This is a genomic window from Dryocola clanedunensis (assembly GCF_038405435.1).
In the GTDB taxonomy this organism is placed as follows: domain Bacteria; phylum Pseudomonadota; class Gammaproteobacteria; order Enterobacterales; family Enterobacteriaceae; genus Dryocola; species Dryocola clanedunensis_A.
Window position 1 is genome coordinate 710,380 of the sequence record NZ_JBBYHZ010000001.1, and the last position, 20,150, is coordinate 730,529.

The window sequence follows — 20,150 nt, forward strand, 5'->3', positions numbered from 1 at the left end:
AAATGTTATTTCGCCTGATGCTGATTGTTATTTCAGGCATGTTCTACAGCGGACAGGCGGCGGCATGGTGTACGAGCACGCCGTCGCTGCCAACAACTTTTAACGCGGGCAATCTCTCCGTGACAACGCTGCTTGCCGTGGGTTCTGAAGTCCCCGGCAGTGAGAAAGAGTTTACTTTATCCATTCTTTGCAGCGCTGAAGAATATCAAAAACCTATTAACGCCTGTTTTATGGGCCAGAAGCCTACGTGGGTAAGCGGTTATGATGCCGTCTATGAAAGCGGCGTCGAGGGCATTGGCATCGCACTGAAAAATGCCAGCGGCGAAAAAATCCGCGCAAATATGGCTAACTGCGGGAAATCGACCAGCTTAGGCACCGCAGCAAACTACCCCACCCCCGCCGCTATAAAATTGAAATTGGTGCTGGTTAAAACCAGCAATTTGATTTCGAACGGCTCGATAAACCCCGGACAGGCATGGGGGATTTTTATTGACCGGGATCGACTTCCTTCCTGGCCAAGCACCGTTTCCTTCACCGGCAATGTGGCGGTCAAGCCGCTGACCTGTCAGGTCGGCAACGGCACCAGCATGCTGGTAAAAATGGATAAAGTTATGGCCTCCGAGCTGCCAACTTTAGGCTCAATTGCCGGGAACACGGACTTTAGCATACCGGTAACCTGCGCCGGGGCTTCAACCGTTTCAATGACGATCACCCAGCCTGCAGGCACCTCGTCTGGACAGGGTTTACTGGCAGATTTAACAAATAAATACACCGGCTATGCCATACAAATGCTGAAAGACGGGGTGCCCGTGACGTTTGGCCGGGCGTACTCAATAGGCACCATCCCGGCCGGTGGCGGCACGCTGAATGTTCCCTTTAAGCTCAGGTACTACAGAAATAACACCTACGATGTAAACCCAGGCAAAGTCCAGTCATATGCAACAATTTCAATGACATATCAATAAATACTGGCTGTACTGAAGAGAGCGAATCTGATGAAAAAAACAATAATATTGCTGCTGTTATGTTTAAGCGCTACCGGGGCGTATGCCGGTGATTTCATCGTTAATATTGAAGGGGGCGTTATCACCGGCCCCTGTATTATTGACGCTGGTTCAACTAACCAGACCGTCAACTTTGGCAAAATGGCCATTTATAATATTGACCATGTTGGCGACGGCAGCAGCTGGCAATACTTTTCGATTAAACTGCGTAACTGCCCGGCGGATATCGTCACCGCTACTGCAACGTTCACCGGGCAGGCCTCAGCCACCGACCCAACCGTCTTCGTCAATTCCGGCACGGCTTCCGGGCTTGGCATTCAGCTCGCGCAGCGAGATTTTGCCTCCGTCATGATCTCCAACGGCAGCCGCATGGAACTGCCCGTCAAGCCTGACAGGACTGCTGAATTCGACGTCGGCGCGCGCGTTGTCCGTATCTCCACCGAAAGGGGAGTGAATACCGGTACGATAAAGGGGGCGGTGCAGTTTACCATTACCTATCAGTAGCGCTTTTATCTCATCACCCCACTCTCCGCGAGCCAGCAATCGCTGGCTTTGTCAGTTTAAATTTAAACATCTTTTTGGTGGTTTCCTGACCATCGTTGCGGGTATTTTCCAGTCCCAGACGCGATCGAACGCCCTGCATCGCCGTTTAGTTACCGAGGAAAACCCATGTCGAAAAAATCCATCTTGCTGCTGGCGCTGCTGCTGGCCGGCTGCGCAAACCATGTTGATAAGACGGTCAATGCCGTTAACCAGATTACGCTTCCTGCGGTCACCGCGACCACCGACAGCCAGGCGAACCCGGCAGAACTGCAGGGCATGCATGCATCCAACCAGAAAATTATCGGGCGTCTGACCGCAGAGATCAAAGAAGGACAGAACGTCAACGAGGCCCGCACCGACGATATCCTCAACCCGCACAGCGAGATCCACGCCGCCTTCAAAGCGCTGACCCAGCTCGAACAGATGAACCTGCTCAACGATTTATACCTCAAAGATAAGAACACATCGGGCCTGGGGATGATTGCAACCGCGCTGAAGCCGCTGGAAGGCAAGTCCGCTTAAACCCTAAGCACCCCAATCAAATGATAATTATTTGCATTTAAACATAGCTACGGCTATGTTTTATTGCAATTGCTATATCTGTGCGTTTATCAGACGATAAGGGGATGTCATGTTCGGAAAGGCAGCGGCAAAAAAACTGGTGGTAGCCAGCGTCATGGCGGCGCTGATGTTCTCTTCGGCGCAGGCGTGGGCGAAGGATAAATTTAAAGTCGTGACCACCTTTACCGTTATCGCGGATATGGCGAAGAACGTGGCGGGGGATGCGGCGGACGTGGAGTCCATCACCAAAGCGGGTGCGGAGATCCACGAATACCAGCCCACCCCGGGGGATATCCGCCGGGCGCAGGGCGCGAAGCTCATTTTAGCCAACGGGCTGAACCTCGAACTCTGGTTCCAGAAGTTTTATCAGCATCTCAACGGCGTGCCGGAAGTGGTTGTCTCCACCGGCATCACCCCCACCAGCATTACCGAAGGGCCGTACGACGGCAAACCGAACCCGCACGCCTGGATGTCACCGAATAACTCACTAATTTATGTCGATAACATTCGTGATGCGTTCAGCAAATACGATCCTGAAAATGCGGCCATCTACGCAAAAAACGCCGAAGCCTATAAGCAAAAAATCAAAGATACCCTGCAGCCGCTGCAGAGCGAGCTGGCGAAGATCCCGGAGGATAAGCGCTGGCTGGTGACCAGCGAAGGGGCGTTCTCCTACCTCGCCAACGACTTTAAGCTGAAAGAGCTTTATCTCTGGCCGATCAACGCCGACCAGCAGGGCACGCCGCAGCAGGTGCGCAAGGTGATCGACACCATTCGCAAAAACGCTATACCGGTAATTTTCAGCGAAAGCACCATCTCCGATAAGCCCGCCCGCCAGGTTGCCCGCGAAGCCGGTGCGCACTACGGCGGCGTGCTGTATGTGGATTCCCTGAGCGCGGCAGATGGCCCGGTTCCTACCTATCTCGACCTTTTGCGCGTCACAACCGCGACCATCGTTAAAGGCATTAACGAAGGAGCGCAAAAATGACGGACAGATTCGGCATCTCCGTTCAGGACGCCAGCGTCACCTACCGCAACGGCCACACCGCGCTGCGGGACGCAACGTTCACTATCCCGACCGGCACCATCGCGGCGCTGGTTGGCGTGAACGGCTCAGGAAAATCTACCCTCTTCAAGGCGATTATGGGCTTCGTGCATCTGGCGAAAGGCTCAATTTCGATTCTTGGCATGCCGACCAAAAAAGCGCTGCGCCAGAATATCGTCTCCTACGTGCCCCAGTCGGAGGACGTGGACTGGTCGTTCCCGGTGCTGGTGGAGGACGTAGTAATGATGGGCCGCTACGGCCATATGGGGATGCTGCGCATTCCGGGCAAGGCTGATAAACAGGCCGTGGATCATGCGCTGGCCCGCGTGGGGATGAGCGATTTCCGCCACCGGCAGATTGGCGAGCTGTCCGGCGGGCAGAAAAAGCGCGTGTTTCTCGCCCGCGCCATCGCCCAGGACGGCCAGGTCATACTGCTGGACGAGCCGTTCACCGGGGTGGATGTCAAAACCGAAGAGCAGATCATCAGCCTGCTGCGTGAGCTGCGCGACGAAGGCCGCACCATGCTGGTTGCCACCCATAACCTAGGGGCGGTCACCGACTACTGCGACCAGACCGTGCTGGTGAAAGGCACCGTTCTCGCCTATGGCCCCACCCGCGAAACCTTCACCCAGGAAAACCTCGAAATCGCCTTCAGCGGCGTGCTGCGTCACGTCACCCTGACGGGACTTGAAACCAGCGTGGTAACGGATGACGAACGCCCGTTTATTCGCGCCGTAAAAGGGGAGTAGCCGATGAGCATCCTGCTTGAGCCGTTCTCCTATGGCTACATGTTCAACGCCATCTGGGTATCCGCGCTGGTCGGCGGCGTCTGCGCGTTTCTTTCCTGCTACCTGATGCTGAAAGGCTGGTCATTGATTGGCGACGCGCTCTCGCACTCTATCGTGCCGGGCGTGGCGGGCGCTTATATGCTTGGCCTGCCCTTTTCCCTCGGTGCCTTTTTCTCCGGCGGGCTGGCGGCGGCCACCATGCTGTTTCTTAACCAGCGCACGCGCCTGCGGGAGGACACCATCATCGGGCTGATCTTCTCGTCGTTCTTCGGCCTCGGGCTGTTTATGGTGTCGCTGAACCCGACGTCGGTAAATATTCAGACCATCGTGCTCGGCAATATTCTGGCTATCGCCCCGGCGGATATCGTCCAGCTGGCGGTCATCGGCTTCGTGTCGCTGGCGATCCTGCTGGTGAAGTGGAAAGATCTGATGGTCACCTTCTTCGATGAAAACCACGCCCGCTCCATTGGCCTGAACCCCACCCTACTCAAGGGGCTGTTTTTCACCCTGCTTTCCGTGACCACGGTTGCCGCGCTGCAAACCGTTGGCGCGTTTCTGGTGATTTGCATGGTGGTGACGCCGGGCGCGACGGCCTATCTGCTGACCGACCGCTTCCCGAAATTACTGATGATTTCCGTGGCGCTGGGAAGCATGACCAGCGCGGTCGGCACCTACGTCAGTTACTACCTTGATGGCGCGACGGGCGGCATCATCGTCGTGCTGCAAACCATCCTGTTCCTGCTGGCCTTTATCTTTGCGCCGAAGCACGGCCTGCTGGCAAACCGCAAACGTGCGCGCCTCGCGCAGGGAGCCGTCCAGTGAGCCTTATCGACACGCTGCTTTCACCGTTTCAGTTCGACTTTATGGTTAACGCGCTGGTGATAACCGCGCTGATAGCCGTACCCTGCGCCTTGCTCTCCTGCTTCCTGGTTCTGAAAGGCTGGGCGCTGATGGGCGACGCCATGAGCCACGCGGTATTTCCCGGCGTGGTGATCGCCTGGATGGTCGGCCTGCCGCTGGGCATCGGCGCTTTTATCGCGGGATTATTCTGCGCGTTGGCCACCGGGTACGTGCAGGACAACAGCCGCATCAAGCGCGATACGGTGATGGGGATTGTGTTTTCCGGCATGTTTGGCGCGGGGCTGGTGCTTTACGTCTACCTGAAGCCGGAGATCCACCTCGACCATATCCTGTTTGGCGATATGCTGGGCGTCGGCCCTGCGGACATCCTTCAGACGGGGATTATCGCGCTGCTCACCGCCGCGATTGTCTTCGTGAAGTGGAAAGATTTCCTGCTGCACGCCTTCGACCCCACCCAGGCGCAGGCGTCAGGTCTTAACGTCAGGCTGCTGCACTACGGAATGCTGTGTATGGTGGCGCTGACTATCGTGGCGGCGCTGAAGGCCGTGGGGATTATTCTGGCAATCTCGCTGCTTATCGCCCCCGGTGCCATCGCCTCGCTGCTGACGCGCACCTTCCTGTCGATGATGCTGACCGCGCTGGCTGTCGCCCTGAGCGTCTCGTTTATCGGCGTTTACGCCTCGTTCTTTATCGACAGCGCCCCGGCCCCGACCATCGTCGTTCTGTCGGCCATGGTGTTTATCGCGGCGTTTATTTATTCGTCCCGCAAACAGGCGAAGCTGGAGGCCGGACAGCTGACCTGATCTGTGGTACAAAGTACCACATTAATATCCTTACTTTCAGGGACGCGCCATGGCCTTCTCCATCGACATTATCTCCTGCATTACCGACCGCTTTGTGGAGCTGACCGCCACGGAAAAGCGCATCGCGCAGTTCATTCTCGATGACGTGCAGTCCGCCGCGACATTGCCGATTGCAGAAATGGCGCGCCTTACCGCAACAAGCCAGGCATCCATTACCCGCTTTGCGCGCGCAATCGGCTGCAAGGACGTTCGCGAGCTGAAGGTGAAACTCGCCCAGTCGCTGGCCGTGGGGCAGCGCTTTATTCTGGACGTGCCGGATCTGGAAGGGGTGCAGGGAATTTATGAAACTATCATCAACGTGCTGGATATCAACCGCCGCGCGCTGAACCCTGAATCGCTCAACAAAGCCGTCGACTGGCTGAGCAACGCGCGGCAAATTCTGGCGATTGGCATGGGCGGCGGCTCGACGATCTGCGCGCAGGAGGTGCAGTTCCGCCTGTTCCGCCTGGGCCTGCCGGTCGTCAGCCAGAGCGACGGCCTGCTGGTGCGCATGATGTGCTCCTCCGTTGCGCCGAACGACGTGGTGCTGGCGCTGTCGCTGGGCGGCTACACGCCGGAAATCATTGAGAGTGCGGCCATGGCGCGGCAGTACGGCGCAAAGGTTATCGCCATCACGCCGGAAGAGACGCCCCTTGCCGCCAGTGCCGACGTGGTGCTGCCGCTGATCGTGCGGGAAAATGACTACATCTTTAAGCCGAGCACTTCACGCTACGCGATGCTGGCGATGGTGGACGTGCTGGCCACCGAGCTGGCAATGGCCAATAAAAGCCAGGCGAAAGACCGGCTGCGCCGCATCAAGCTGGCGCTGGACAGCCACCGCGGCGGCGTGGACCGCCAGCCGCTGGGGGATTAGTTTACCCTCACCCCTTTAAGGGCCTGTAGGCCGGATAAGCGCAGCGTCATCCGGCAAAATCATTCTAAAAATGCCGCCATAAACCGTCGAGCCTGCGCCCGCGTCACCTCAACGCCCTGCCCGGCGCGATACAAATCGCTGCCAGGCCCGGCCCCGGCGCAGCCCGCTTTCAGGTACTCACCCAGATTTTCAGGCGTGACTCCGCCAACCGCCAGCACCGGAACCTCCGGCGGCAATACGGCTTTCAGCGCCGAGATATAAGCCGGGCCAAACGCCGCAGACGGGAAGATTTTCAGCCACTGCGCGCCCGCTTCCAGCGCGGTAAACGCTTCGGTTGCGGTCGCACATCCTGCGCAAACCAGCATCCCGGCTTCCACAGCACGTCGGATCACCGCAGGGTTAGTATTTGGCGTAACCACCAGCTTTGCCCCCGCCTCCGCCAGAAAATCAACTTGCTCAACTTTCAGTACGGTTCCCGCACCAATCACTGCTTTTTCGCCGTACTTCGCCACCATCTGCGCAATGCTTTGCTGCCAGTCAGGGGAGTTAAGCGGGATCTCGATATAGCGAAATCCTTCTTCGATCAGCGCCCCGACGTGGCCGCTGGCCTCGTGAGGATGAATGCCGCGCAGTATGGCGACCAGTGCTTTAGCGTCTTGCATCAAGAAGGCTCCTTATACCCTGCTGGAAGGCGGTGTCACCCGCGATGTCGCTGACCTGAATACCGGCGGCGGTACACGCCTGGCGGTAGCGGTGGCACAGCGATTCCCCACCCACCAGCGTCACCTTAGTGGTATCGCCGCGCAGCGTGGAGACTTCGGCGCCGATCAGCAGGCCGGATAACCATTCGCTGACGGCCTCGGGCGGTAGGTCGCCCAGCACCCGGGCCGCACGGGCTTCAAAAAGTTTGTTGATAAGCGCAGGCGACTCCAGCCCGCTTTGCAGACCCGCCGCAAACGCCGCGCTGTCGTCCCGCTGTTCCGGCAGCCCTTTGCCAATCAGCGAGTGGTTCATGAGCATGTAATGCAGCTCGCCGGTCATTGCGGTCTCAAAACCCTTTACCGCGCCGCCGTTCACCTGCACCCATTTGCTGTGGGTACCGGGCATGACGTAGCAGGCTGCGGGCGACAGCTGCATCGCCCCCAGCAGCTGGGTCTCTTCACCGCGCATTACGTTTCGCGCGGTTTTCAGCCCCGGCACAATCCACACGTTTTCCGCCACGGCATAAAGCTGCGAGCTAAGCTCATGGAGCAAAACCGGACAGGCCAGATACGGCACGGGCTGCCAGCCCGCGTCGCTGCCGATCATCCCGGCCATGACCACCGGCATCTCTTCCTGCCGACGCCAGGGCGCAACGTACTTATCGAATATTTCGCGGGGGGAGTGCTCCACCAGACGGCTTACGCCGTAGGGCAGTTGCAGGCTGTCCACGCATTCTCCGCTGCGGTACAGCCACGCGCGCAGGTGGGTAGAACCCCAGTCGATGGCGATATAGCTCTCGATCATCGTGCGCTCCCCGTCGCGCGCTTGCCCAGCGGCACAGGGACCGGCTCCGGCTGGCTTTCACGCTCGCGCGTGATCATCTCCAGCGCCTCTTCACGGCTCACCTTGCTGGCAGGGGTCACCAGCGTGACGACCACCGCGCAGCCCAGGCTTGCCAGCACGGAAGGCACGCACGGGTTGCCCCAGAACTTCATCCAGCTCGCGTCCGCCAGCATAATCATTGAGGTCCCCGCCCCGCCGATAAGCGCCGCCAGCGCGCCCTGCCAGTTAAAGCGCGTCCAGAAGCGGCCCAGCATCGAACAGATGAACATCCCGGACATGATCATCGAGATCATTTTGGTGATGTAGCTGATGATGTCGTTGGAGGTCAGGGCAAACAGCAGCGCCAGGCCAATCACCAGCACCAGGAAAATACGCGACATGCGGATCGCCTTTTCCGGCGCGGGCATGTGCCCGGTAATCAGCGTATACAGGTCACGCAGCATGATAGAGACCGCCGCAATGGCATCGGAGCTGCCCGAGGACATGTTCGCCGACATCCCGGCAATCAGCACCGCCATCGCCAGCACCGGCGGCAGCACCTGGGTGGCAAACAGGAAGGCGAAGCCGCTGTTCTCCAGCGCCGGGTTCATGGTGTAGGCCGCCATGCCGATGATCGCGGGCAGGAAGGAGAAGCCGAGATACAGCAGGCCGGTAATGACGAAAGATTTGCGCACCGTGCCGACGGACTTAGCGGAGTAAATGCGCTGGCGGTAAGAAGGCGTTGCCAGCACGCCGACGCCAATCACCATCGCCAGTGAGAAGGCGGGCAGAATGCCAAGCTTATCCACCGCAAACAGGCTTTGCGCCGCCGGATCGACGGCCTGCTGGATGTGGCTCCAGCCGCCCACGTGGTGAACCGCCAGCCCCGCCATCAGAATAAAACCGATAAACAGAATTAGAGACTGAATGGTGTCAATCCATACCACCGCAGAATAGCCGCCGATGCCGACGTAAACCACAAAGGCCGCCGCAATAATAATTTTCGCCGTATTAATATTAATGCCGCTCGCCCACGCCAGATATAAACCCCCACCCAAAATATGGGCACCCAGCCAGCCGATAGAGGCGATAAATATCAGAATGGCAACGACGTTTTTCACCAGTTTACTGCCGCCGGTATAATAGGATATCTCTTCGCTCATGGTCATAAAGCGCATTTTACGCACCGGGGCGAACAGCCAGGCGACCAGCAGAATACCCACGGCGCCGCCAAGGCCATATAACATCCCTGCCCAGCCGTTAGTATAGCCAAAGCCTACCGCGCCTACGCTCGACCCCGTCCCCACCATGGTGCCAACGGTCGATCCCAGCGTTAAAATCATCGGTAATGAACGACCGCCCAGCAAAAAGTCGTCGCCATTTTTCTGGTTGCGCGAAACATACCAGCCCAGCGTAATCATCGCGCAGGCATATATTCCAAACCAGATCAAAAAGGAGTAATTATTCATGGCTCACTTCCAGATTAATAATAAAGGTGAAATTAGCCGCCTGAAAAAAACCTACAGGAAACCCGTTGGCACTTTTAATAAGTGGTGCCTTAAATTAATTTTTTAATTATTGGGCGGATAAGCGTAATGTTATCCGCCGTGGTTAATTTTATTTTGCCCGGTCGGCGTTGTAACAGGTCAGGTCCACTTCTACTTTGCAGTCCACCACCAGGTCAGCCACGCAGCAGACGCGGGCTGGCGGATGGTCGGCAAAGAACTCGCTGAACACTTTGTTGAACGACTGAAAATAGCGGGAGTCGGTCAGGAATACTTTTACGTGCACCACGTCGGCCAGGGTGTAACCGGCGCTTTCCATGATGTCCACGCAGTTCTGAATCGCCAGGCGGGACTGCTCGATTATCCCCCCTTCCACGACCTCACCCTCTTTCATCGGCGTTTGCCCTGAGACGTACAGCCAGCCGCCCGCTTCTACCGCTTTCGCAAAGGGCAGCTTCTGCCCGCCGGTGCCGGTGCTGCCGCCTACTCCGTAACGTTTAATGCTCATTGTTGCTCCTTTCCTGATGGTGGATGGCGCTGCGCTTATCCACCCTACATGTCAAATTCGTGGATAAATGTTTAACGGCGTAAAAACCTTCCGGCACGCCCGGTAACCTGCTTGTTCTGGCCATAGCTCATCACGCCGTTGACCATCACCGCTTCAATGCCCGCCGCTGGCTGCTGCGGGTCGCTGAAGCTTGCCACGTCGCGCACCGTTTCCGGGTCGAACATTACCAGATCGGCATAGTAGCCGCATTTCACCAGTCCGCGTTTTGGGAGCTGGAACCGCGCTGCGGACATGCCCGTCATCTTATGTACCGCCACGGTAAGCGGGAAAAGCTTCTCGTCGCGGCTGTAGTGCCCCAGCACGCGCGGGAAAGCCCCCCACAGGCGTGGATGCGGCATCGGATCGTTCGGCAGACCGTCAGAACCGACCATCGTCACCGGGTAGCTCAGCACCCGGCGCACGTCCTGCTCGTCCATGTTGTAGTAAATCGCCCCGGCGGGCATCAGCAGTTTGCCGGCCTCAACCAGCGACATCGACCAGCCCTCGGCAATCTGCTTCAGCGACTGCCCGGCAATCTCCGGATGCGGCTCCGACCAGGTGATAATGATGTCGAACTCGTCGGTGATCTGCTTCACGTCCAGCGTCGACGAACTGGCGGAGTAGGGGTAGCAGTCACAGGAGACGTCCTGCTGCTCGCGCACCTTGTCGAACAGCTTCAGCGTTTCAACGGTGCGGCCCCAGTTCTTCGCCCCGGCGCACTTATGGTGCGAAACTACCACCGGCACCCTGCCGTGGCGGCCAATGCGGAACGCTTCATCCAGCGCGTCCAGAATCGGCTCAAACTCGGAGCGCAGGTGCGTGGTGTAAATCCCCTTCTGCGCCGCTAACTCTTCCGCCAGCGCCATCACCTCTTCGGTGGAGGACTGGAACGCGGAGGCGTAGGCAAGGCCGGTACTCAATCCCAGCGCGCCCTGCTCCAGCGCCAGGCGAAGCTGCCTGCGCATGCCGCTGATTTCTTCTTCGGTGGCGGTGCGGAACAGATCGTCCATATGGTTATTGCGTAATGCGGTGTGGCCGACCAGCGTACCTACGTTTATCGCCGGGCGAGCCTGCTCAACGGCATGCGCATAGTCGGCAACCGTCGGGTAAATAAACTGGTCCACGTCACCGAGAAGATTCATCGGATCTGGCACACTGCCTTTCATGGTCGCCGTCGCGGCGCTGATGCCGCAGTTGCCGACAATCACCGTGGTGATGCCCTGGCTGATCTTCGGCAGGTACTCCGGTATACGGATCACGTTGATGTCGTCGTGGGTGTGGACATCGATAAATCCGGGCGCCAGCACGCGGCCCGTGCCGTCAATTTCATGCAGCGCCTGGCCGCCGATTGCCGGGGCAATTTCGGCGATGGTGTCGTCTTTAATCGCGACGTCGGCGCGGTATTCCGGGCCGCCGCTGCCGTCGATTACCGTGACGTTCCTGAACAGATAGTCGAACTTCATGTGTTCCATACCCCCGTTATGTTCTGGACTAAAGTTAACCATTTACAAGCCGGAAAAACAGTGGAAGACTACGCAAAACGCATACGATTTTCTGATACTTTTATTCATCATCATTGCAACACGAAAGATATATCATCTATTTTCAATAAGTTAAAAACGATACCCACTCTGAAAGAAAAGATAATCGCAAAGGAATTATGTTATGAAATACCAAGCCAGTAACCTCGTTCCGCACAAATCTGCCCCTATGTTTACCCCTGCCAACATCCTGCAGGAAGACGTTTGCCTGCCCGCAGCGGTCATTAAAAAGGCTGCGCTGGAGAATAATATTCGCTGGATGCAGCGTTACGCCGACACGCGCGGCGTATCCCTTGCCCCGCACGGCAAAACCACCATGACGCCGTGGATCTTCCAGCAGCAGCAGGAGGCGGGAGCCTGGGCCGTGGGGGTGGGCAGCGCGTGGCAGGCCAGCATTGCGATGGTCGCGGGTATCAGGCGGGTGCTGATGGTGAACCAGCTCGTCGGCAAAGCGAATATGCAGCTGGTTGCAAACCTTAAAGCAGAGTATCAGGACGTCGATTATCTTTGCTGCGTGGACAGCATCGCCAACGCAAAAGCCCTCTCCGCCTTCTTCAGCGCGCAGAACCAACGGCTTGATGTTCTTATCGAGCTGGGCGTGCCGGGCGGACGCTGCGGCTGCCGCACGGCGGAACAGGCGCTGGCGCTGGCCGAATCCATTGCTGCCTTGCCGGGCCTGCATCTGCGCGGGCTGGAGCTGTACGAAGGCGTGCTGCACGGTGAGAACCCGCAGCCAAAAGTGGAGGCTTTGCTGCGCGATGCCGCCGCGCTGGCATGCCAGCTGGAACGCTATGTGGAAGGTGAGTTTGTACTCACTGGGGCGGGTTCAGTCTGGTATGACGTGGTGTGCAACGTCTGGCTGGAGGCGGAAAAACCGGCCAGCTGCCGCGTGGCGATCCGCCCCGGCTGCTACATCACGCACGACGGCGGTATCTATCAGGAAGCGCAGGACGAGCTGATGGCGCGCGACAAGGTTGCCTGCGATTTAGGGGGAGATCTGGTTTCCGCGCTGGAGCTGGTTGCCATGGTGCAGTCCGTACCGGAAAGCGACCGTGCAATCGTCAACTTCGGCAAGCGGGACAGCGCCTTTGACGCCGGTCTGCCGCAGCCCGTCGCCCACTACCGCCAGGGCAAAGCGCTGGGCCAGCCTGCTGAATCCATCGAAACCACCGGGATTATGGACCAGCACGCGATGCTGAAGCTGAAGCCGGGTGCGGACGTGCAGGTGGGGGATATTCTGGTGTTCAGCACCTCCCACCCGTGCCTGACGTTTGATAAGTGGAAGGCGCTGCTGCTGGTGGACGAGGAGTACAACGTGCTGGAGACGTTAGAGACCGCGTTCTGATTAAGCCAGGGCGGATGAGAGACGTGCATCCGCCCGGTATAAGCATGCAGTTAAGCGCTTAGTTTTTAAGCCGATAGTAATAGACGTCCGCCTTGCGATATTTTGGGTCGTTGGTGTGCGGCCTGCTTTTCATATACATGCTCCCCAGCGCGATAATCGCGACCGGCTTATTCTGCTGAAGATCGACGGCGCTATTGTTTGCCCGTCGCCAGGAGAGCGTCTCGTTCATTTTCGCCTCGCCCATGGTGTCCGTACTGCCAATGGCAAGCAGGCCATCATACTGGCTAATCAACAGCAGTTTTTTTCGTAAATTCTCTTTCGCGCTGCTATAGGCCCTGTCACTGCCGCTGGCGAAATATATAGTTCCCAAATATTTAAGATCGTAATTTAAATTTACCGAGAAGTACTTCATCACGGAATTTGGATCCCAGTCGATACTTTTATTACACAGGACGTCGCGGTTCAGCCCCAGGGTATTGATTAACTGATGCTGTCTGAACTGCGCTTTGGATACCGCCATGCTGATGCTGCCGTCAAATAATAGAATAGGCCGCACTTCTATTTGCTTTTTAGCCGCGTACAACGACGAGTCTGAACAGTTCAGCGTTGATACCCTGCCGTCAGCGTTTAACGATGCCCGACATAAAGAGACGCTCATCAGGAGCAGGCCCATAAAAAAGATAACTTTTCTCATATTACATAGCACTCCTGCTGGTAGATTCCTGGGTCATTGCCTGCAGGAATTTTTCCTGTAAAGCGTTTGAAAAATCTTTTGTAATGTCGTCCAGAACGATATAGCCCGTATCGTTAGCCCACTGCGTTGCGCAGCCCTGGCGCTCGAATTTCTTCCGTCCGTTCTTATTTGCCGTAATGACCAGTAATTTGGCCACATTGCCATTGGCGAGCAGGCTGCGGATCCCCGAACAGGTATTGCCGACGCCCGGCAGCTTATCGGGTTCGGTGGTGTCTTTCTTATCAGAGACGAACAGCATTACCACGTTGCGGGTATTGCCGTTATTGCGGCTGAATACGGTCCTGCCTGCCCATAAAAGCCCTTCAAGGGTCTGGATGTACTGGCCTGCGTAATCGATACTGCCTACTGCCGAACGGATAGCGGAAAGGTTCGTCAGATCGGTGCGAACCTGGGCTGCCGGACAGCTCGTCGAATCGCCAAAGTAACGGCTACGCTGAACCGCTAAAGATCGATAGTAATTGGGCGGAAGGGTTAGCTGGTTGGCCGCAGCGTAATAGCGCGTTTCGGGCATGCTGTAGCTTCCCTGATTAGAAAACCTGTCAAGGTAGTCAGAGAAAAGCCGATAGTTATCGCCCGCGCGCGAATAGTGCTTAGACAAGCTAAGATAGATTTTATATTGCGGCTGCTTTTCCATTTGTTCAACAAGCCTGGCCTGCTGCTTAACGGCATAATCATTGTTATTAACGGTGAGCTGAAGGGAAGGAATGCGGCTATTGGCATCCAGCAGCGAGGCGTTAATATTTCTTATTTGTCGGCTAAGCTGCAAGTACTCCTTGGAGCCAGGATCCAGATCCTGCTGTTTTTTGGTTGCCTGCTTGATCTGCTCATTATAATTTTCAATCGCGCGATAGGTGTAACTTAACGAATTCTGAGCATCGCGTAGATTCTGCTGCGCGCGGTTCAGATTTTCCTGCTGCATATAATAATCCTCCCACCACTGAAAGGAAAAATCATCGCCTCGTCCAATACCAGTGTAACAATAGCCGCCCTGATTAACCCTGTAGGAATAGGGAATGACGCTCACTTTCATCTTAATGCCAGCATTGATTTCCCGGCCAGCCGCAGTATAAAAAGCGTTAATGGCGCGTGAGACAGATGAGTAATTATCAGGAGATGCCTCTACGGCCATTATTATATTTAGAGGATGGACTAATTTAACGACCTTATCCGCAGTGGAAGAGCGAGTGCGGGTATCTAATGAAAGCGACCGATTAATCTCCTCAAAGGGTAACGATTTAACGGAGGAGGTAAGCGCAGCCGTGCTGTAAATTTCATCGCGACGCTGCGTTTTATTCATTTTGTCGAGCGCGTCAATTTTTGCCTCTGAAACAGAAGCCTGCGTATTTCGGCTCAGAGCGTTAAAATCTACATTAGCCGCGGATGCTAACAGCCTTGCATTATCAACTGAGCCGCCAGCAATCATTGCCGAACGCGAAATGACCTGCGCGATTTGCAGCTCCTGAGCTTTCTCAAGCAGCGAGTAGGACATGTTCTCCATTAAGAAAATAGAAACGATCGTCGCCATGCCGCCCAAAGCCCAATAGGGCATCATGCTTCCCTGCTCGTTATTAATTATACGTCCCGGCATAATTTAACCCATACTGTTATCTATTAATGGTGATGACCAACCTGAACCGCACTTGCTGATATCATAAAACCACCAGGAAAGAACAAGCCCTTGGCAAACTTCCGGCAAAGTACAACCCGGTAAACAGAGTTTGTCTTTTCATAAGAGGAGCGAAGATTAAATCCATATTGATTAAGCGATTTGTTCAGCGTGCACGAGCCTCCCTGATTGCGCAGCGTAATGACGCTGTAGCGTCCTGTGGCATAAGCTACCTCTTCAATAAAAAAATCAAATTTCATACCGTTAGAATATTTTGATAATTCCGGGAACAGCTTTGCCATTTTATTGATATCAGCGTTTGCTAAATTAGCGCCGTTAAAGAGCAGCTGCCGCTGGGCAACAATATTGACCATTTGTATCGCGAGCTTATCGGCCCTGGCCTTAATAGTCATCGCCAGCGCCTGGTTAATGGTATACATCAGTAAACCGACAAAAAAGATGGCGATGAAGGTCCCTTCTATCGAAGTTACGCCTGACTCATCGGCAACAAAAGACTTAAAAATAGTCATTTATTACAAAGACCTCTCTATCGATATCAACCGGAAAAAGGTCGGTGGTTTTCGAAAAAATACGGCTTGTGAAACGACGATGTACTTTATAAGTAATCTTCATCAGCCGACAGCTGGCGCTCAATTTTCCTGTCAGCGGCGTGAAGGTTGCAGCGTTCATACAAACCACTTTCAGTTTATTTGCATCATAGCTAATGCTGCGAAAAAAACTGCTGTCCATTGAGGCGTTTAAATTTCTCCAGAACTGATCCTTTAGCTTTTCAGGCTGCTTTTGCAGAACGGTGAAATCCAGCTGCTGAACGGCAACCTGCTCGTTGTAGCTGATAACAGACATGTCCTTTTGAAAGCCAATAACTTCAAAGATCGTCATCGTCAGCAGGACAACGATCAGAAATATTACTGGCGTTTCGATACTGGCAATCCCTTCCTCTGCCGAGGTAAGGTCATCAATAAGCCACATTTTTACTTTTCAACTTTTTCAGGTCGTTGACGATAAGCATGGAAGTTTCCGGTGGATATCTCATGCTCAGCAGCTCATAAGCCTTACCCGTATCGCCTTTATTGACCAGAGCCATAATCAGATTAAAGTAGATAGGGTCTGATTTTGTATTCTTCAGGCCGCTGTACAGCAGGTTTATATCGGGCGTTTTCTCATACATGCCCTGCATATATCTGGCTAACTGAATGTTATCAATAATCGCAGGATTACCCGGCAGATAGACTCTGGCTTCATTCAGATACTTAATGCACAGGTCGTAATCGTTTTCTTTGCATATCGCCACCCCGATGTACATATTCGCAAGCCCCTTCTGCTCATCAGAAAGTAAATCGAGGCTGTTCTGCTCCACCATAGCCTGCTGCCAGGTTACGGAAGTACATTTATAGTCATTGCGTATAAGGCAGTTACGCATAATGGCAAGATTCACCCGTGCATAATCTTTGGAACCTATCGGGCTCTTTTGTTTAAGGGTGGAAAGCTCCTGATATTCAAGATCTAATTTATTTTGGCGAGCGTAGATATCAGCTAACTGAAATCGCAACCCCTTATTTTCAGGGTTTTGCTTTAAATCATTTACCACCAACTCTTCGGCTTTATTCAACGCGCCGACCTGGATAGCAATATCCGTTGTTTCATTATCAGTTGTTTTCGTTGCAAAACTACCGGCATGACAACCACATAAGACAAAAATAAAACTAATGGCGAGTTTTTTCACTTGACGATCCCTCCCAAAGTAAACTCACTGACCGCGCGCAACAGTCCTGGCGCAATAATTTCGACGATAATTGGAAACATAATAAAAAGTATCAGCGGAATGCCCATCTTAGCGTTTACCGAACCTATTTTTTCCTCTGTTTCAATAAAATGCGTCTTGCGGATTTCCTGTGACAACTCATTCAGGCTCGTCGCCATACTGGAACCGTACTTAAGTGAGTTTTTCACGGTACTGATGAAATCTTTAACCTCAGCAAGGGGAACTTGCTCATACAATTTATTACTGGCATCATCAATGTTGCCGTACTTGATATTCTGCGAGTAGTTCGACATAGCGATGCCAAGCAGTCCGGAAAAGTTACCCACAATGGGATGAAGCGTTTCCAGCGAAGCTGTGAGGGTCATACCAGTTTTAATACAGGCTGCGCTAAGATCGAGAAAGTAGATGAAATTCACTCGAAAATTATGCATCTCTTTTTTGTGTTTTCTTTCAAGATAGATTTTACTGCCAATATAATAGATAGCCATAGAGGCCGGAATGACAAAAATTTGCACCGAGCCATTTAAATAAAGAATAATTGCGGTAATTTCCAGCGCCAACAAACATACGACAGCCATAACATAAAATTTAATCGCTCGGCCCTGCTGATAGTATCCTGCACTGACAACCAGCTGATGATATTCAGTATGCGCTAATCGTTTATTGATAACCTCGCCTACATAGTCATATAGCCCGGTCGTCAATGACCTGAATCTGTTTAATATGCTCAGATAGTTGTTTAACGTCTGGTGCTTTGACACGATAAAATAAAACTTATCGTAGTACTGCTCTTCCTTTCTGTGCTTTTTTATCACAAACAGGAAGATGGCAATGCCAGCGATGAAAAAAAGTATTGAGATGAATTTAATCATAATTCAACCTTTTTGATCATCCGGTTAATCCATAAAAACCCAATCGTGACGCTGATAACTAAGTAAATAACTACGTAGCGGCCATTCTGCGCCGTAAAAAGATAATAGAAATTTGCGGAAGCAAAACACCAGAGAATGCCCAGCATGACCACAGGAAGCACTGCCAAAATTTTTGCTGACATGCGTGATTCCGACGTTAACGCCTTCGTCTTCTTTTTAATTAGCTGGGCCGCCAGGAGATCTTCTGCAAGTGCAGCCAGGGTATCCTTTAAATTTCCGCCTTTTTTGAGAGAAACGCGCAGATAGGAACTGAACACCAGATACCCTTTATAGGGATAAAGTTTTTCTCCTCTGGTTAAGACCTCTTCAAAGGTATTACCGGCCTTAAGCTGCTGCGAAATGCGGATAAATTCTCTCTGCATTATGTCATTAAGATTTTCAGCCGCGGCTTCAATGGCTGAAAATATCGTCTGGCCCACGGAAAGATTTCGGCTGATCAGGCGTAATGCGGAGGGAAAATTTGCTTCAAAATAATCGCTGTAGCGCATTTTATACTGTTGCTGAACGGACCACCCTGCAATGGCCACGACCAGGACAACCCCAGCCGCATAGGACAGGAAAGAGAGCCCAAAAGTATAGCTGCAAAATACCCAGAAACTGGCATAGCCAAACGTTAATACAGCGGCTATGAGTAAATCTGCCATGCCAAATATCAGCAAAAACTCCGGGGTGCTCATCCATTTCCAGAGGATGTTTATTTTTTTATCGTCGCCTTTTTTTTCTTCGCTATGGGGCTTGTCGACGATGATGGTCGACCAGATTTTCTGTTTTTTGTCACGACGTTTCAGCCCACGTATTATCAGCAGCAGGACAATAACAAAAATAAAAAAAAGCAGGATATTAATCATGCAGAACTCCTTTGAGCTCCGCCAGCAGCCCTACATCCTCCGCCTTCTTTTCTAAAAGTGAATGAGAGATGGTTTTGAGAAAAGCATAGCCAAGTTCACCGTCACCTTTGCGATGGATATCCAGCGTAAAAACATCCTGATGCTGGATTACGTCTCCTTCAAGCGCGCCTATTTCCGTAATATTAGTGATTTTGCGCTGCCCTGAAGGCAAACGCGAACATTGCACGATAATATCGATGGCCTGAGAGATCTGGCTATGAATGGTTTTCGCGCTGACGTTTGGGTTTGCCATAGAAAGCATGCTTTCAAGGCGAACCAGCGCGTCTTTGGGCGTATTAGCATGAATGGTCGACATAGAGCCTTCATGGCCGGTGTTCATGGCCTGCAGCATCTCAAACGTCTCGTCTCCGCGGCACTCCCCAACGATGATTCGGTCAGGACGCATACGCAGGGAGTTGATGACTAAATCACGGATACTGACTTCACCGCCGCCGTCCGCCCCTCTGGGACGAGATTCCAGACGTACAACGTGATCTTTTTGCAGCTGCAGTTCGGCGGCATCTTCAATAGTCACGATACGGTCACCGTCGCTGATCTCATTAGAAATCGCGTTCAGCAGCGTTGTTTTACCCGATCCTGTGCCGCCAGAAATAATAATATTCGCCTTAATCATGACCATTAAACTTAAATAATGAGCCATCTCCTTGCTCATAGATTCGAAGTTAATCAGATCGAAGAGATCGAGCTTGTCTTCGCGGAATTTACGAATAGAGATCACGCAGCCGTCGAGTGCTACAGGGGGCACAATAATATTAACGCGGCTGCCGTCAGCCAGACGGGCATCGACCATTGGAGAGCTTTCATCTACCCGACGGCCAATAGGGGCAACAATGCGCTGTGCGATGCGTAATATTTGCTCGTTAGACTTAAAATTTTCATCTAATTTTAAGAGACGACCTGCGCGTTCAATGTAGATAGACTCGCAGCCGTTAACCATAATGTCGCTAATCGTATGATCGGCTAACAGATCCTGAAGCGGCCCAAAGCCAAAAATATCATCATAATAGCTTTTGATAAGCTCTTCGACCTTACGTCGCGTAACGATGATATTTTCTTTGTCCAACAGGGGAATAAGCAGCTCCTCGATTCCGCCCATGACTTCTTCGACAGATGAGTCGGTATAATCAGCAGGATTGATTTTATCAAGAATCTCAATGCGCAGCTTGTCGTAAAGTTTAATGTCCATA

At 53.5% G+C, this 20,150-nt stretch carries 22 protein-coding genes; 9 read left to right on the plus strand and 13 right to left on the minus strand.

Annotated elements, in window-relative coordinates; translation table 11 throughout:
- Positions 1 to 17 precede the first annotated feature (17 nt).
- The 8 genes from AAE045_RS03295 (at position 18) to AAE045_RS03330 (ending at position 6,518) form a co-directional block, all read left to right on the plus strand.
- Entirely contained in the window at positions 18 to 965 is a 948-nt protein-coding gene (locus tag AAE045_RS03295; protein WP_455546443.1) for a fimbrial protein, read from the plus strand.
- Positions 966 to 995: 30 nt separating this feature from the next.
- Positions 996 to 1,508, plus strand: coding sequence for a fimbrial protein (locus tag AAE045_RS03300; protein ID WP_455546444.1), 513 nt, complete (start codon positions 996 to 998; stop codon positions 1,506 to 1,508).
- Positions 1,509 to 1,673: 165 nt separating this feature from the next.
- Positions 1,674 to 2,069, plus strand: a complete 396-nt coding sequence (locus tag AAE045_RS03305) for a hypothetical protein (protein ID WP_455546445.1) — start codon at positions 1,674 to 1,676, stop codon at positions 2,067 to 2,069.
- Positions 2,070 to 2,178: 109 nt separating this feature from the next.
- Complete coding sequence (locus AAE045_RS03310; protein ID WP_455546446.1) at positions 2,179 to 3,096, plus strand: metal ABC transporter substrate-binding protein; 918 nt, start codon at positions 2,179 to 2,181, stop codon at positions 3,094 to 3,096.
- Positions 3,093 to 3,902: a manganese/iron ABC transporter ATP-binding protein gene (locus AAE045_RS03315; protein WP_455546447.1), complete on the plus strand. Its 810-nt coding sequence runs from the start codon at positions 3,093 to 3,095 to the stop codon at positions 3,900 to 3,902. Before AAE045_RS03310 ends, AAE045_RS03315 begins: the two co-directional genes overlap by 4 nt.
- A 3-nt stretch (positions 3,903 to 3,905) precedes the next feature.
- Positions 3,906 to 4,763: an iron/manganese ABC transporter permease subunit SitC gene (sitC, locus tag AAE045_RS03320; RefSeq protein ID WP_455546448.1), complete on the plus strand. Its 858-nt coding sequence runs from the start codon at positions 3,906 to 3,908 to the stop codon at positions 4,761 to 4,763.
- Positions 4,764 to 4,804: 41 nt separating this feature from the next.
- Positions 4,805 to 5,605, plus strand: coding sequence for a metal ABC transporter permease (locus AAE045_RS03325; RefSeq protein WP_455546582.1), 801 nt, complete (start codon positions 4,805 to 4,807; stop codon positions 5,603 to 5,605).
- A 49-nt stretch (positions 5,606 to 5,654) separates the two neighbouring features.
- Entirely contained in the window at positions 5,655 to 6,518 is an 864-nt protein-coding gene (locus AAE045_RS03330) for a MurR/RpiR family transcriptional regulator (protein WP_455546449.1), read from the plus strand.
- A gap of 59 nt (positions 6,519 to 6,577) precedes the next feature.
- On the opposite strand, the gene AAE045_RS03335 is transcribed toward AAE045_RS03330, so the two are convergent.
- From AAE045_RS03335 to AAE045_RS03355, 5 genes are all read right to left on the minus strand, one after another.
- A complete protein-coding gene (locus AAE045_RS03335) occupies positions 6,578 to 7,180 on the minus strand; it encodes a 2-dehydro-3-deoxy-6-phosphogalactonate aldolase (protein ID WP_455546450.1) in 603 nt (200 codons plus the stop codon).
- The gene (locus AAE045_RS03340) at positions 7,167 to 8,021 is read right to left on the minus strand and encodes a 2-dehydro-3-deoxygalactonokinase (protein WP_455546583.1); all 855 of its coding nucleotides are present in this window, start codon (positions 8,019 to 8,021) and stop codon (positions 7,167 to 7,169) included. Before AAE045_RS03340 ends, AAE045_RS03335 begins: the two co-directional genes overlap by 14 nt.
- Positions 8,021 to 9,511: a sodium:solute symporter family protein gene (locus AAE045_RS03345; protein WP_455546451.1), complete on the minus strand. Its 1,491-nt coding sequence runs from the start codon at positions 9,509 to 9,511 to the stop codon at positions 8,021 to 8,023. Before AAE045_RS03345 ends, AAE045_RS03340 begins: the two co-directional genes overlap by 1 nt.
- Before the next feature lie 148 nt (positions 9,512 to 9,659).
- A complete protein-coding gene (locus AAE045_RS03350) occupies positions 9,660 to 10,055 on the minus strand; it encodes a RidA family protein (protein ID WP_455546452.1) in 396 nt (131 codons plus the stop codon).
- 71 nt (positions 10,056 to 10,126) lie between these two features.
- On the minus strand, positions 10,127 to 11,557 hold the full coding sequence (locus tag AAE045_RS03355; RefSeq protein WP_455546453.1) for an N-acyl-D-amino-acid deacylase family protein: 1,431 nt from the start codon (positions 11,555 to 11,557) through the stop codon (positions 10,127 to 10,129).
- A 202-nt stretch (positions 11,558 to 11,759) separates the two neighbouring features.
- On the opposite strand from AAE045_RS03355, the gene AAE045_RS03360 reads away from it, so the two are divergent.
- Positions 11,760 to 12,980, plus strand: a complete 1,221-nt coding sequence (locus tag AAE045_RS03360) for an amino acid deaminase (RefSeq protein WP_455546454.1) — start codon at positions 11,760 to 11,762, stop codon at positions 12,978 to 12,980.
- Positions 12,981 to 13,038: 58 nt separating this feature from the next.
- Here AAE045_RS03360 and AAE045_RS03365 read toward each other — a convergent pair whose 3' ends face one another.
- The 8 genes from AAE045_RS03365 to AAE045_RS03400 are packed head-to-tail and all read right to left on the minus strand — an operon-like array spanning position 13,039 to position 20,149.
- Positions 13,039 to 13,674 (minus strand): hypothetical protein, encoded by a 636-nt coding sequence (locus AAE045_RS03365; protein ID WP_455546455.1) that lies wholly within the window; start codon positions 13,672 to 13,674, stop codon positions 13,039 to 13,041.
- A gap of 1 nt (position 13,675) precedes the next feature.
- Entirely contained in the window at positions 13,676 to 15,286 is a 1,611-nt protein-coding gene (locus AAE045_RS03370) for a hypothetical protein (RefSeq protein ID WP_455546456.1), read from the minus strand.
- 59 nt (positions 15,287 to 15,345) lie between these two features.
- Positions 15,346 to 15,870, minus strand: a complete 525-nt coding sequence (gene tadF / locus AAE045_RS03375) for a tight adherence pilus pseudopilin TadF (RefSeq protein ID WP_455546457.1) — start codon at positions 15,868 to 15,870, stop codon at positions 15,346 to 15,348.
- Positions 15,857 to 16,330 (minus strand): hypothetical protein, encoded by a 474-nt coding sequence (locus AAE045_RS03380; RefSeq protein WP_455546458.1) that lies wholly within the window; start codon positions 16,328 to 16,330, stop codon positions 15,857 to 15,859. The genes tadF and AAE045_RS03380 overlap by 14 nt, the downstream gene beginning before the upstream one ends.
- Positions 16,317 to 17,084: a tetratricopeptide repeat protein gene (locus tag AAE045_RS03385; protein WP_455546459.1), complete on the minus strand. Its 768-nt coding sequence runs from the start codon at positions 17,082 to 17,084 to the stop codon at positions 16,317 to 16,319. Before AAE045_RS03385 ends, AAE045_RS03380 begins: the two co-directional genes overlap by 14 nt.
- A complete protein-coding gene (locus AAE045_RS03390; protein ID WP_455546460.1) occupies positions 17,081 to 17,995 on the minus strand; it encodes a type II secretion system F family protein in 915 nt (304 codons plus the stop codon). The genes AAE045_RS03385 and AAE045_RS03390 overlap by 4 nt, the downstream gene beginning before the upstream one ends.
- Positions 17,992 to 18,903 carry a type II secretion system F family protein gene (locus tag AAE045_RS03395; RefSeq protein WP_455546461.1) on the minus strand — a complete coding sequence of 304 codons (912 nt, stop codon included), beginning with the start codon at positions 18,901 to 18,903 and terminating at the stop codon, positions 17,992 to 17,994. Before AAE045_RS03395 ends, AAE045_RS03390 begins: the two co-directional genes overlap by 4 nt.
- Complete coding sequence (locus AAE045_RS03400; RefSeq protein ID WP_455546462.1) at positions 18,896 to 20,149, minus strand: CpaF family protein; 1,254 nt, start codon at positions 20,147 to 20,149, stop codon at positions 18,896 to 18,898. Before AAE045_RS03400 ends, AAE045_RS03395 begins: the two co-directional genes overlap by 8 nt.
- Position 20,150 lies beyond the last annotated feature (1 nt).